The sequence below is a fragment of the Haloferula sp. genome (assembly GCF_049672945.1).
Lineage (GTDB): Bacteria > Verrucomicrobiota > Verrucomicrobiia > Verrucomicrobiales > Akkermansiaceae > Haloferula.
Map to the genome: position 1 here is coordinate 42,945 of NZ_JBATWY010000183.1, position 13,600 is coordinate 56,544.

Annotated in this window: 7 protein-coding genes; all 7 read left to right on the forward strand. The window is 54.6% G+C overall.

Features of this window, described 5'->3' with window-relative positions; all coding sequences use genetic code 11:
- Positions 1-55: 55 nt before the first annotated feature.
- The 7 genes from WBG04_RS16790 to WBG04_RS16820 all read left to right on the forward strand — a co-directional run bounded on the left by WBG04_RS16790 (position 56) and on the right by WBG04_RS16820 (position 13,596).
- On the forward strand, positions 56-1,375 hold the full coding sequence (locus tag WBG04_RS16790) for an alkaline phosphatase family protein (protein ID WP_424315784.1): 1,320 nt from the start codon (positions 56-58) through the stop codon (positions 1,373-1,375).
- Between the two features lie 3 nt (positions 1,376-1,378).
- The gene (locus tag WBG04_RS16795) at positions 1,379-2,668 is read left to right on the forward strand and encodes an alkaline phosphatase family protein (protein ID WP_424315786.1); all 1,290 of its coding nucleotides are present in this window, start codon (positions 1,379-1,381) and stop codon (positions 2,666-2,668) included.
- Between the two features lie 23 nt (positions 2,669-2,691).
- Positions 2,692-4,206, forward strand: coding sequence for an FAD-dependent oxidoreductase (locus tag WBG04_RS16800; protein WP_424315788.1), 1,515 nt, complete (start codon positions 2,692-2,694; stop codon positions 4,204-4,206).
- 29 nt (positions 4,207-4,235) lie between these two features.
- The gene (locus WBG04_RS16805) at positions 4,236-5,429 is read left to right on the forward strand and encodes a glycosyltransferase family 4 protein (RefSeq protein ID WP_424315790.1); all 1,194 of its coding nucleotides are present in this window, start codon (positions 4,236-4,238) and stop codon (positions 5,427-5,429) included.
- A gap of 28 nt (positions 5,430-5,457) precedes the next feature.
- Positions 5,458-6,462 (forward strand): lysylphosphatidylglycerol synthase transmembrane domain-containing protein, encoded by a 1,005-nt coding sequence (locus WBG04_RS16810; protein ID WP_424315792.1) that lies wholly within the window; start codon positions 5,458-5,460, stop codon positions 6,460-6,462.
- 133 nt (positions 6,463-6,595) lie between these two features.
- On the forward strand, positions 6,596-12,163 hold the full coding sequence (locus WBG04_RS16815) for a putative Ig domain-containing protein (RefSeq protein WP_424315794.1): 5,568 nt from the start codon (positions 6,596-6,598) through the stop codon (positions 12,161-12,163).
- 119 nt (positions 12,164-12,282) lie between these two features.
- Complete coding sequence (locus WBG04_RS16820) at positions 12,283-13,596, forward strand: acyltransferase family protein (protein ID WP_424315795.1); 1,314 nt, start codon at positions 12,283-12,285, stop codon at positions 13,594-13,596.
- The last annotated feature ends 4 nt before the right edge of the window (positions 13,597-13,600 follow it).

The window sequence follows — 13,600 nt, forward strand, 5'->3', positions numbered from 1 at the left end:
CGTCACCCTCCACAAGAAGAGAATTTCTCAGTAGAATCCCCAAGCAATCAAGCAAATGAAAGACAACCAATCCCCTCAAAGCCCTGACAAGCGGCGGATGCTCATCGTCGATCTTGTCGGATATGACCGCCGCCGAATCACACCGGAGAACGCGCCCTTTATTCACGAACTCTTCCAACGTTATCCATCTCAGCGGATGCCGGGTCAGCCAACGACGGAAGTCTGGCCGACGCTGGTCTGTGGTGCCAATCCAGGAGTTGAAGGCCACACTCTGTGGCATGCAAAACTACGTGACGAACCATCGGATCCCTGGTGGGCCCGTCCCCTCAACCTCCTTCCGGACTTCTTCGTCTCGGCTCTTCAGCTTGTTCCTCACTTTTTCAAGGGACATGGATTCGACATGCCGGCGATTCCTCATTGGCGTCGTCGTCAGATGGAGTTCCATCGGCTCAAGTATTACGTGCGTTCGCTGAATCCGGACGAATACACCGTCGTCGGTGGCGCCAAGACCATGTTTGAGCCATTCGGTGACGAGGCAATTCACGAGGTGGTTTCAAAGTTTGAGAATCTCGATGCAGCGGCGGTGAAGTATCCGACCGAGCACAAGATGCAGTTTCTCGAATTGCACTGCTTTGATCTGTCTTCGCATTGGTATCTCGACAAGCCCGAAGTGATGGCTCCGTTGATCCGTCAGATTGATGACTGCGTTGCCAAGTTGGCGAAGAAATGCGAAGAGGAGGGCGTGGTCTTGTCACTGTTGATCGAGCATGGTCAGGAGCTCACTCCGAAAGAGAACCACATCAATCTGCGCAAGATTGTGGCGGACACCGGAGTTTCAAGAAAAGACTACTGTTACTACAATGGCGTGGCGGTTTCACGCTTCTGGTTCCGGACTGACGAGGCGCGTGAGAAGATCGTCGCGGCCCTGAAGAAGGTCCCGAATTCGCGGACCCTCACCAACGATGAACTCAACGAGGAGTTGGGGATGACGCTTACTCCTGAATGGGGTGAGGTCTACATTGCGCGCGATCCTGGCTACCTTTTCCATCCGAACGACTACTATCATCCCCTTGCAAACATTTTTGTCGGACTCAAGTCGAAGGAGATGCGGCAACGGATGTTCGACCCCTTCCACCGCGGTTACCACGGTTACATCCCGGGCGAGAACACCCCTTCCGAGGATGCCTGGGCGCTGGTCGTGAGTGATGAGGTGGAGCCGGTTTCGGATGAAGCCCGGCTCATCGATTGGGCACCGAGCATGCTGCAGTTGATCGGAACGCCCGTTCCCGACTACATGGCTGGCCATCCGACATTCCGCGAAAAGGGGGGTCACAGTTCGCCAAAAATAGAGGATACTGTGCTTTCAAACAACTAAGCAATGAGTGCCGCCCCCCCAACGCAGGCCCCAGTTTCCGTGCTCAATGTCCCCGGTCTCGACCGGAGACGCATGGACGCTGAGACGATGCCATTTCTTGATTCTCTGGTCCGCAGCGGATCGATCGTCGAGTGGGACGGCCATCCGACCACTGAAATCTGGCCCACACTGGTGACAGGAGCGAATCCGGGCCAGCATTGGATTTGGCACTGCAAGCTTGCCGATCAGGGGAAGGCGAAGTGTTTCAAGGATCGTCTCCTTGAAAAGCTTCCGGATCGTCTGGTGGCAACCGGGCAGATCTTGCGTCATTTTGTCGACCGGGAGTTTGACATGCCGTGCATTCCTCACCGGCGTCGCCGGCATTTGGAATTTCACCGGCTGAAGTTCAATGCCCGTAGCAAGCCGGAGCAATACCGGAACGTCGGCGGGGTTGATACGCTCTTCGGGGCTTTGGGAGACAAGGCCGAGTACGGTGTGACCGGGCAGTTCGAGGATTTGGACAAGATGTTAGGGGAATGGCCTCGGGAATCCACTTCGCTGGATTGGTTGGAGGTCCATTGCTATGACATCGCGGTTCATTACAACGTCCACAAGGACGAGGTCATGAAGCAGCGGGGTCGTGAACTGGATGATTTCGCCAAAGCCTACCATGACAAGTGCAAGAAGCTTGGAAGAAGGTTCATTCTTGTCGCCGATCACGGTCAGGAGCCGGTTGCTGATTCGGTAAACCTGGAGAAGCTACTCAAGCGGACGGGGGTCGACCCGGCCGAGTTCGTGCATTTTACCGCTCAAGGTGTGGCGAAGTTCTGGTTCCGCACCAAGGAGGCGAGGGAGAAAATCGAGCAGGCCTTGAGGGCTTCCGAGCATCTGAATGTGTTGGATTGGAAGGAACTCAACGAGCGTTTCGATTTTGAATTGGATGAGGAATGGGGTGAGCTCTACGCGATTGCCGACAGTGGTTATGTCTTTTTTCCCCATGATTTCCATCACTTGCTGGCTCACCTGCATCTGGGGCTGACCAACCCGGCGATGCGCAGTCGCCTATGGAGCTTCAACGTCGCGGCCTACCACGGGCAAATGCCGGGACATCCGGCGGAGAGGGGCTTCATGGTTTCGGATGATCCGGAACTGGAGGCATGTGTGGCAGCGGATGAACTCGTCCGAATCGTGGATGTGGCACCGACCTTGCTTTCGTTGGTGGGGAAGAAGGCCATGCCCCACATGAAGGGCCGAGTGGTCATGGAAGCGGTGTCTGATGATGCCGATGCGCAAAATGAAACCGCTGTTGCCTGACGAAAGCCAACTGACTTTGACCGATGCCTGCTGTGATCAAAAGAAATCCTGAGGACGTTGCCAGTCGGCACCACGAGCTGGTGGTGGTAGGCGGCGGTATCTACGGAATCTGCCTGGCCCTGGAGGCGGCCCAGCGTGGGATCAAGGTGTTGATGCTGGAGCGCGGTGATTTCGGTGGCAAGGTTTCGTGGAATTCGTTGAGGATTCTCCACGGTGGATTGCGCTACCTCCAGAAAATGGATCTACGCCGCTTCTACGAATCCGTCGGCGAGCGCCGCTGGTTTCTCCAGCACTTCCCTGACCTTTGCGGACCTTTGCCATGCATGATGCCACTCTATGGAACTGGAATGCGTCGGGCTTCGATCTTCCGGGTTGCATTGAAAATGAACGATGTTCTTTCGCACCGAAAGAACCACAACGTAGATCCGGCGAACCATCTCGGTGGCGGAAAAGTGATTTCTCCGGATGAAACTGTGGCACTCTTTCCGCAGGTTGATCGTGACGGACTGGAAGGGTCGGCGATTTGGGCGGATGGCCAGATGAGGAATTCCCAGCGGCTCTTCATGGAGCTTTGCCGATGGGCGGTTTCAGGTGGCGCGGAGCTCTTGAACTATGTCGAAGCGACAGGTTTGGAGAGCCGTGATGGAGCGGTTTGCGCGGTTGATGCGATTGATTGCAAGTCAGGCGAATCACTCAAGTTTACCTGTGATCGCGTGGTCAACGCCGCAGGTCCCTGGTGCGCTGATGTGAGTGAGTCGATGGGTGACGGTCGACGGGACCTGTTTCCTCCAGCGCTTGCTTTCAATGTCCTTTTTGATCGTCCCCCCATGGCCGAAACCGCGGTGGCGGTTACCGCCAAAGAGCCGGGTGCAAGAACCTACTTCCTGCATAACGAGGGCGGCTACCTGCTCGGCGGAACCTATCACGCGCCGGCTGAACCATCCGGTAAGGCCCGTCTTGGCGAGTTGGTGAAGGACTACATCGATCAGGTCAATCGTGCGGTTCCGGGGCTTGAGTTGCGCGGCGATCAAGTACTCAGGGTCTACGGTGGGATGCTGAGAGCCCGGAAAGAAGGTGACGAGGATCCGGTGGATCACCCGACCATTCTTGACCACGGAAAGTCCGGTGGAACCAAAGGGCTGTGGACGATTTCAGGAGTCAAATACACGACCGCACGATTGGTCGCAGAACAGACGGTTGCTGCGATCTATCCCGGAAAAAGCGGCTCACTTCAGCGTCCTTCTCATGGCGCCGGAGCGATTCTTGCCCTGAGCGATCGGGTTGAAGAACTGCCCCTGGAGGAGATCGTGGAAGCTGCGAAGCGAATACTGGAAGAGGAGGCGGTGACCAGCTTTGCCGATCTGATGCTGCGCCGGACGGCTTGGGCGCTTGATCCTGATGTCGGGGCACGGCTTGCCCGGAAAATAGGTCCCCTGATTGGCTATCAAGCTGAAGAAGTTGAGCGTTGCTGCGAAGAAATCGGGCAACGTTTTTTTCAGGATAAACCGAAGACTTCCAAACTGAGCGAAGTCGCCTGAAGCAGAAGATATCCCAACCGAATAACAGGATGAAAATACAGGTACTGGCACCCCATTCGTTCTTTGTGGATCGAGGCACCCCGATTGATGTCGATATTCTTCTGCGTGCTTTGTCACAGCGTGGTGAGACGGTTGAGGCCTGTGTCTATCACGACGGTGAGGATCGCGATTATCGAGGGCTTACCATCAACCGGATCAAAGCGCCTTCCTGGTTGGGATCGATTGGTCCTGGATTCTCACCGAAGAAACTTTATGCCGATTTCCTGTTGGCGATTCTGGCGTGGAAGACTTTCCGCCGCTTTCGTCCCGATGTGATTCATGCCGGTGAAGAGGCGGTTTTCATCGCGATGGTTTTCAAATGGATCTATGGGACCCCTTACGTCTACGACATGGACTCTTCGATCGCCCAACAAATGGTCGAAAAAAAGCCATGGCTGAGCCCGATTTCCGGCTTTTTGGATGCGATGGAGGGAATGGCGGTTCGTGGAGCCCTTGCCTGTGCTCCGGTTTGCCATGCTCTGGCCGACCTCGCGAGGGATCAGGGCGCCGCAAAATTGGTCACGCTCCATGACATCTCCCAATTGGAGAACCCGGACCGTCCGGCGACAGGTTTCCTCCGTGAAAAGTTAAGTATTCCTCAAGGGAGGCCGATCTTGATGTATGTTGGAAATTTTGAGGAGTATCAGGGAGTGGATCTCTTGCTTCGAGGATTCGCCGATGCCTTGAAAAAAGGAGCCGATATCGAACTCGCCATCGCGGGTGGCACGGACGAAGCCATTGAAGACTACAAGAAACGTGCGGAAGCCCTCGATCTCACCGGGCGCGCCCACTTCCTCGGTCGTTGGCCGGCAGCAGAGCTCGATGAGTTGTTGGCGGAGTCCGACATTCTCACCGCTCCACGGACTCGTGGGATCAATACGCCACAGAAGATCTTTCCCTACATGCATTCCGGACGTGCCGTACTTCTGACTGATTTGCCAACACACAGTCAGATTGTTGACTCCTCGGTTTGCATGTTGGCGGAACCGACTCCGGAAGGTTTCGGAGACGCGATCGTGGCACTTTCCAAAGATGAAGAACTGCGCGATAGGCTCGGTAGGGCAGGGAGGTCTTTCGTCGAATCCAATCATACTTTTTCCGCTCATCGTCGCCGGGTCGATGAGCTCTACGATCTCGTCGAAAGGGGGACCATCGAGCTCTCACCGGTTGCGAATCCTGTCTGAGTTTCACCACTCTGACCCCATCCCCCCCATGGAAGACGTCTCCGAATCCGTGCCTCTGATCAAAGACGAGGCCGTTCCCCTCAAGGCGAAGGCCAAGTGGTGGAAGACGATGCTCAAGGCCTTGGTGGCTGGGGGGATTCTTGCCTATCTCCTCTATAAGATTCCGTTCGCTTCGATTTGGGCGGCGATATTGGAGGCAAAATGGCAGTTGCTGGTCCTTTCAACGTTCATGACCTTGCTGGTCCACTGGACGACGGCAGATCGTCTAAGGCGCCTACTTGAGGTATCGGGCAATAAGATCACGACCTGGGGGATTTTTGAAATCAACCTTTCCACCCTCTTTTACGGTTTGTTTCTGCCAGGCGGCAATTTCACCGGGATTGCGATTCGCTTCTATCGTTTATCGGCTGACAAAGGAGATGCCCTGGCTACCGGGGTTGCTCTATTCACCGACCGGGTGATCAGCACGATTACCTTACTGTTGGTCGGAATCGTGTTTTGGCTCGGCGCGAGGCAAGAAGAAGGATGGTATCCGCTGCTGATCATGCTCGGCGCCCTGGCCGCCTCGATCGGTGTCATCTTCCTCTTTCTTGTAGCTGAAAAAATCCCACTTTTGAGGCCGCTTTATGGATTGGCCATGCGCTATGGCAAAGGTCCTGCGAGAAAGATTCACGACGCTCTCCACAAGCAGGCCAAATTGCCGGTCCGAACGCTGGTCGTCGTCTTTTCCCTTTCCATTTTGACCCACTTGCTCGGGATCGTGGCCTACGCTCTGATTGCGCGCAGCCTCGGCATCGAGGTCGGTTTGGTGGCGATGGGCTGGATTCGCTCGTCGATCATTCTTGCCACGATGATCCCATTGACGCCTTCAGGAATTGGCCTGCGAGAAGGTGCATCCTTATTACTCCTTACAAGTCTGGGGGTTACGAATGAGACAGCAATGGCATTTTCCCTGCTTATCTTTGGAATGACTATTTTACTCGTTGGACTCGTAGGCGGGCTCTTCGAGGCCCGTCGCGTCACTAAATTTTGAATTGCAATTCCCGAAAAAGACCGCAAAATCCAAAAGCAAGCTTTTGCGGATGGTTAATCTGTATCGCTCGCGCCCCCGCATCATTCTCCCTCCCCGCATCTTCAACCAGAAGAGCGCCAATCCCCCCAGTCCCATGATTTCGAATCGTCGTGTCCGCTTTGCGCTCAAACTCGTAGGAGCGCTTCTCCTCGCCTGCTCTTTAGCGGCGCCTTTGCAGGCGCAAACGAAGATCATGCCGCTAGGGGATTCCAACACCCGCGGGAAGAAGGGCTACAACTACCGCTCGTTTCTACGTGATCGACTGATCAACGAAGCGGGATATTCGATGGACTACGTCGGTAGCGGGACTTCCGTAGGCGGAGCCCATGGTCCAGGCCCGGATTCAAACACTCCCTACACCAGCGCCCAGATCACCGCGCTTGGAACCGATCTCGAACATGAGGGATGGGGCGGATATACCATTGGTGGAATCGCCAACCGTGTGAATGGATGGCTCGATTCGAGGAATCCGGACACAGTGCTGCTGATGCTGGGGACGAACGACTTCGCCGATGGGATCGGAGTGGGAGCGATCGATCGCCTCGACAGTCTGATTTCACAAATTCTCACTCATAAGCCGGGGGTTACTCTGGTGGTGGGATCCATTGCCCCCACGTCGGGTGGATATGCAGGACTCAACCGGGCGGTTCAGGAGTTCAACCGTGATCTGCCTGGGATCGTGAATGATTACTTCGGCCTGGGTCATAACATTTACTTCGCCGACACCGGGGGAGGGATCGATCCCAGCCTGGACATGGTTGATGGCCTGCACATGACGGAAGGTGGCTATCAGAAGATCGGGGACGGATGGTTTGACGTCCTCGGGCAACTTGCTGTTGGCAACGCGCAGCCTCAGGTCACTTTTACGGTCAACGGCCCTCAGACTGAGGGTTATTTTATTGCAGACTCAGACATCAACTTCTCGGCGCTGGCCTTTGACTCCGACGGAACCATCGACCGAGTGGCATTTTATGCTGATGGCGTGCTCATTGGTGAAACGACGGGCGAACCGCACATGCTGATGTGGCTGGCAGTTCCTGCTGGCAGGTACGAAATCACTGCGACAGCTTATGACGATCTCGGTTTCCCCGGCTACTCATACCCGCTGACGATCCAGGTCGGAGAGCCAAGACCGAAGGCTGCCATCATCATCGGAAATGGCGCCCTCACTCTGGCTGATCAGAATATTTTTGACTCAATCGAGGCCCTTGGCTTTGAGCCTGAGTTTTTCGTTGATTCCATTGCGGGTTCATCGGGTGTCGGTGATGCGCAGTTCATTGTCATTTCTTCAACGGTCAGCTCCGGGAAGGTGGGCCCAGCCTTCCGCGACAGCGAAGTGCCTGTAATCGTTTTTGAGCCGTTTCTCTTCGACGACATGAGCCTCACGGGAGGACTCGAAGGTTTGGACTTCGGTTTGGGAGTGAATCAATCCGATCTGGTGATCACGGCTGCAGCTCATCCCCTCGCAGCCGGACTGAGCGGTGCGGTTACCGTTGTTTCTGATAGTGAAGGTTTCCTGTCCTGGGGACTTCCCGGCGGCGATGTTCTGAGCATTGGCCACTTGACCGGAAATCCAGGACAAAGCGCCATCTTTGCGCTCGAAGAGGACGGCCTCATGGTCAACGGCAATCCAGCAGCCAACCGGAGGGTTGGTCTTTTCGTCGGTGATAAGACGTCAGAACACTTTACAGCCGATGGTCAGGCGTTGTTCGATGCCGCTATTGTCTGGGCAACCGAGGGCATCGATTTGGGTGGGGGTCCAGGTGGCGGAGAGAACAAGGCCCCGATTACTGGCATTCTTGGTGGTGATCAGGTAATCGAAGCTGCTGCGCCTCAAGCGATCCAACTTGACGCCTACGTGGTCGATGATGGCAGGCCAATCGGCAATCCGGTGACCGTTGAATGGAGCTCGACCTCTGCGGATGTGTCATTCCTGCCGTCTGACTCGCCATCGACACAGGTGACGATAACCGCTTATGGCGATCATCCTGCGACTGTCACTGTTTCGGATGGCGAGTTTTCCTCCAGTGATACGGTTATACTTTCCCTCGTTGATCCAAACGGCCCACCCGCCGCTCTTACTTACTCGGAGAACCCTGTCGTTTACGAATTAGGAAGTCCGATTACTCCCAATTTTCCGGATTCATTCGGTGGCGATGTCGTGAGCTATTCGGTCAATCCTGCCTTGCCCTCCGGACTAAGTCTCGACTCTGGCAGTGGCATGATCAGTGGAACGCCTGTCGAGGTGTCCTCAGCTGCTGACTACGAAATTACTGCGACGAACGTATTTGGTTCGACATCCGTCGATCTCATGATCGGAGTGGTTGTCCCACCCCCTGACGTTCTTTTGGTGGTTGGCAGTCTTATCTTGAATGCCGGAGATAGTGCGATACTGGACTGGTTCAATTCGAGGGGTTCAGCAGTGACGCTGAGAAGCTTTGCCGATGTCCAAGCGTCTGATGCCGACGGAATCGATCTTGTCTTTATCACCTCTACCGGAAGTTCCAGCCAATTGGGTGGAAAGCTCAAGGATGTCTCCGCTCCTGTGATTGTTTGTGAACCTTATGTTTATGATGATATGGGGCTGACGATGGTCGGTAACGACTCGTTTTTGGGAGTCTCATTCAATGCAACACAGCTTGATTTTTTGGCGCCGAGTCACCCTCTTGGAACGGGATTGAGCGGGCTGACAGGCGTTGTCACCTCAGGCAGTGGTTTCTTTACATGGGGTATACCAGGAACTGCAGCGGTGAAGGTCGCGAATCTCGACTCGAATGAAGAGCGGGTTGCTATTTTCGGTTACGATATTGGGGACCAGCTGGCAAATGGGCAATTGGCTCCGCATCGCCGACTGGGTTTCTTCCTTGGAGATGTTAGCGCTTCGAATCTTACCGGTCCGGGTTGGCAGGCCTTTGCAGCAGCGATTCAATGGGCTCTTGAGGGAGGAAGTTTTGACCCCAATGGTCCACCTGTTCAGCTGACTTATAGTGAAAGCCCCGCGAGCTACATTCAAGATGAGGCAATTACCGCCAATTTTCCGTTCTCACTTGGCGGAGCACCGGATAACTACTCAGTCACACCTAATCTTCCGTCGGGGCTGACGCTCAATCCGTCCACTGGGGAGATCAGCGGAACTCCGACTGAGCTTGTCGCTCCAAGCGTCTATCAAGTTACCGCATCCAATCTAGCAGGGTCTGCTGTGAGTGATCTGCTTATCGGTGTCGATCCCCCGCCACTAGGACGCGTATTAATGGTTGTGGGAAACACCAATCTGAATTCAGGTGATCAGGCCTTGAAGGCATGGTTCGAAAATCAGGGCTACCTTGTTTCCTTGGAAAGCTTCGCAGGCGTTCAGATCGCCGATACTGCTGGAAAGGATCTTGTCTTCATCACTTCCACCGGGAGTTCGGGTGCGCTTGGAGGACGTCTAAAAAACGTCCCGGTCCCGATGATCGTTTGTGAGTCCTTCATTTTCGATGACATGGGTCTTACCGGCCTTGCAAGCGGCGTCGACTTTGGCGCGGCAAATTCTGAGTCCCAGATCAACATTATCAGTCCCGAGCATCCGCTGGCTGCTGGCCTTGCCGGACTGGTCGATCTTGTTAACGACTTCTCTGGATTCTTCACCTTTGGGAGAGCGGGTGCCAGCGCCATTGAAGTTGCCGCGCTCGGCTCTAATCCGGGACGGTCCGCCGTTTTCGCTTATGATACGGGCGTGCTTCTGGCCTCGGGCGAAGTGGCGGTGAATCGTCGACTTGGCTTGTGCTTCGGCGATCTTACTGCGGGTAACCTGACACTTGATGGCCAGCAGATTCTCAGTGCTGCCGTTCAATGGGCCATCGAAGGAGGCACCTTTGATCCCAATGGTCCTCCCGTGCAGTTGAACTACTCGGAAAATCCAGCGGTTTATGATTTGGATGTGGCAATTCCAGCAAATAGTCCGCTTTCATTTGGAGGCGAAGTGGACAGCTATTCAGTCCTTTCAGCCTTGCCTGCTGGTTTATCGCTGGATCCTTTCACAGGTGTGATTTCAGGGGTTCCAACCGCGGCGGTTAGTCAAACGTCATACACCGTGACGGCGACAAATACCTCGGGTTCCACCAGTGCTGACGTGGAAATCACGGTTCTTGGATCTCCTATTGGTGATGTCCTGATGGTTGTTGGGTCCACGACGCTTAATCCTGGAGACCAAGCACTAAAGACCTGGTTTGAGAATCAGGGTTATCTGGTGACCTTGCGCAGCTTCGCGGGAGTTCAAGCTTCGGATGCGGATGGCATGGATGTTGTCTTCATCACATCCACCGGCAGCTCCGGTGCCCTTGGCGGACGATTGACCGATGTGTCAGTTCCGATGATTGTCTGTGAGTCCTACGTTTTCGATGACATGGGTCTCACTGCCATTGGTAACGGAGTCGAGCTTGGATCGAGCAGTTTCGAAACCCAGATTGATATCGTCAGTGAGGGCCATCCTCTTGCCGCAGGCCTAAGCGGTCTGTCCACGATCGTATCCAGTGGCTCAGGATTCTTTACTTGGGGCCGGGCTGGTGGGGAGGCTCTCGAAATTGCAACGCTTGGATCCAACTCGGGACGCTCAGCAATCTTCGCTTACGATAGTGGTGCTCTGCTTGCTTCAGGAGCCAACGCCGCCCATCGGAGACTCGGCTTGTGCTTCGGCGATCTGACCGCCGCCAATCTCACTGCAGAGGGTTCGCAGATTCTCGCAGCTGCATTCCAGTGGGCCCTAGTGGGTGGAACCTATGATGCAGGCGGCGCTCCAGTCCAGTTGCAGTATTCCCAAAATCCGGCGAACTATGAGCAGGATGTGGCGATCACGCCGAATCTCCCGAGCTCTCTGGGGGGAGCGGTTGTCAGCTATTCAATCCTTCCCGCTCTTCCTGCCGGTTTGAGCTTCAATACGGTAAGCGGTGAAATCAGCGGCACGCCAACCGAGTCGCTAGCTTCAACGATTTTTCAGATTACGGCAACAAACGCCATGGGATCTACATCGACGGATGTGGCGATCTCAGTTTCGGGTGTGCCTATCGGCGATGTGCTTCTGGTCGTGGGTAGCACCATTTTGAATCCTGGCGATGCCGCATTGCGGGATTGGTTCGAGGGTCAGGGATTTGTCGTGACCCTGAAAAGCTTCTCGGGTGTTCAGCTTGCCGACGCCGCCGGCATGGATCTTGTCTTCATTACGGCGACGGGTAGCTCGGGTGATCTGGGTGGACGTCTTAGTGATGCCAGTGTGCCTACCATCGTCTGCGAGCCCTACATCTACGACGATATGGGGCTGACTGCTGTCGGGAACAATGTCCAACTCGGGGTCTCCTTTGGCGAGAGTCAGTTGGAAATCGTCAACCCAACCCATCCGATTGCAGCAGGACTCAGTGGCGTGGTTACCGTCGTCAGTGACGGCAGTGGATTCTTCACCTGGGGCCTACCCGGCGCCGGCGGGACATCGATTGCCGCCTTGTCGAGCAATGGCAGCCAGTCTGCGATTTTCGCCTACGAGGCAGGAAGCACTCTCGCCAACAGCCAAGTGGCTCCCGACCGTCGAGTCGGCCTCTTTATGGGTGATCTATCGGGAGCGAATTTGACTTCTGATGGCTTACAACTGCTTTCGGCCTCGGTCGTGTGGGCATTGGAAGCGGCGCCCTGACCACAAGGCGTCAAATCTGAGAGGCTTTGCCTCGATGATCGTCAAAGTGGATTTGCCAAGGGGAAATTAGAGCGCTGGCGGACGGTATAGCTTCCAATGCTCCCAATGATATCATGCTCATGAGAGGTCTTTCAGGCGAATCGGTTACTACCGGATCGTCCTCCGTTTCTGACAAGTCACCAAAGGGTGACGGTGGTGCAGAGCATGGCAAAGAGTCACATGGTGGGCGGGGTTATCTTCCGGCCCTCGATGGTCTTCGGGGAATTGCGATTCTCTTGGTGGTCATATACCACTGTTCGGAACTGGTTCATCTCAAGACAACCGGAAACCCATTTGATTGGTTCACTTGGCGTGTTTTTCAACTCGGGTGGATTGGCGTCGATCTGTTCTTCGTGCTTTCCGGTTTCCTGATTACCGGGATACTGATCGAGTCGAAGTCCAAGCCGCGCTATTACCAGACCTTCTATGCTCGAAGATCGTTGAGAATATTTCCGCTCTACTACGTGGTAGTATTCTTCACGTTCTTCGTTTTTCCTCAAATCGCCGATGTCATCGCCTCGAAGTCCGCTTCTGCCGCTGAGGCACTCGCTGAACTCCCGCCTCTTGAAGGAAAGCTTCCTTGGTATCTCTTCTACGCATCGAATTTCCTTGCAGCTCTGGATGGTAACATGGGACACCGCCTGCTAGCGGTAACCTGGTCGCTGGCAATCGAAGAGCAGTTTTATTTTGTATGGCCCCTGATTATCTACGTCTGCCGTCAGAAGACGGTTTTGGTGATATCGTGGGCAATGGTCGTCATCGCATTTGTTTGTCGGTTTGCGATGGTTGTCGCGATCAGAGAGGGCTATTGGGATGGAAATCGAACTGGGCCCTATGTGTTGCCCTTCTGCAGAATGGACGCTTTGGCCGTTGGGGCGATCATTTCCGTCATGTGGCGTCAACCTGGTAAGATTGAATGGCTCAGGATTTGGTCAAAGAGAGTAGTCCTCTTCGGCCTTCCCTTTTTCCTGTTGGCAATCCTTACCGGGCGATTTGGGAATCGCGATGGCTTCGTCCAAACATTTGGGTTCTCGCTGCTTGCATTCTTCTTCGGTGGGATCCTGGTTTTGACCCTTCTCTTGAAAGAGAATGGGAAAGTGTATCGAATGGTTACCAACGGTGGACTGCTCCAAATCGGCAAGTTTGCTTACGCAATCTATCTCTTTCACCTCCCACTGATGTTCGGTCTCCAAGCGCTCTGGTTTAAGAATTTTCTCAACCTCAAGCTAGTGGGGTCATCGATTCCATCTCTTTTGATATTTATTTCGGTTGTCACCGCCGCAGTATTCATCGCGGCGAAGCTCAGCTGGATTTTCATTGAGCGTCCTTTCCTGAAAATGAAACGATTTTTTCCAAGCTCGTCGGACAGTGTCAGCGCCCAACGGGAAACATGATCAT

What these genes read in the sequence shown, in the direction of transcription:
- WBG04_RS16820 (WP_424315795.1), top strand. Translation starts at nt 12,283, where the DNA reads ATGAGAGGTCTTTCAGGCGAATCGGTTACTACCGGATCGTCCTCCGTT.
- WBG04_RS16800 (WP_424315788.1), top strand. Translation starts at nt 2,692, where the DNA reads ATGCCTGCTGTGATCAAAAGAAATCCTGAGGACGTTGCCAGTCGGCAC.
- WBG04_RS16790 (WP_424315784.1), top strand. Translation starts at nt 56, where the DNA reads ATGAAAGACAACCAATCCCCTCAAAGCCCTGACAAGCGGCGGATGCTC.
- WBG04_RS16795 (WP_424315786.1), top strand. Translation starts at nt 1,379, where the DNA reads ATGAGTGCCGCCCCCCCAACGCAGGCCCCAGTTTCCGTGCTCAATGTC.
- WBG04_RS16815 (WP_424315794.1), top strand. Translation starts at nt 6,596, where the DNA reads ATGATTTCGAATCGTCGTGTCCGCTTTGCGCTCAAACTCGTAGGAGCG.
- WBG04_RS16810 (WP_424315792.1), top strand. Translation starts at nt 5,458, where the DNA reads ATGGAAGACGTCTCCGAATCCGTGCCTCTGATCAAAGACGAGGCCGTT.
- WBG04_RS16805 (WP_424315790.1), top strand. Translation starts at nt 4,236, where the DNA reads ATGAAAATACAGGTACTGGCACCCCATTCGTTCTTTGTGGATCGAGGC.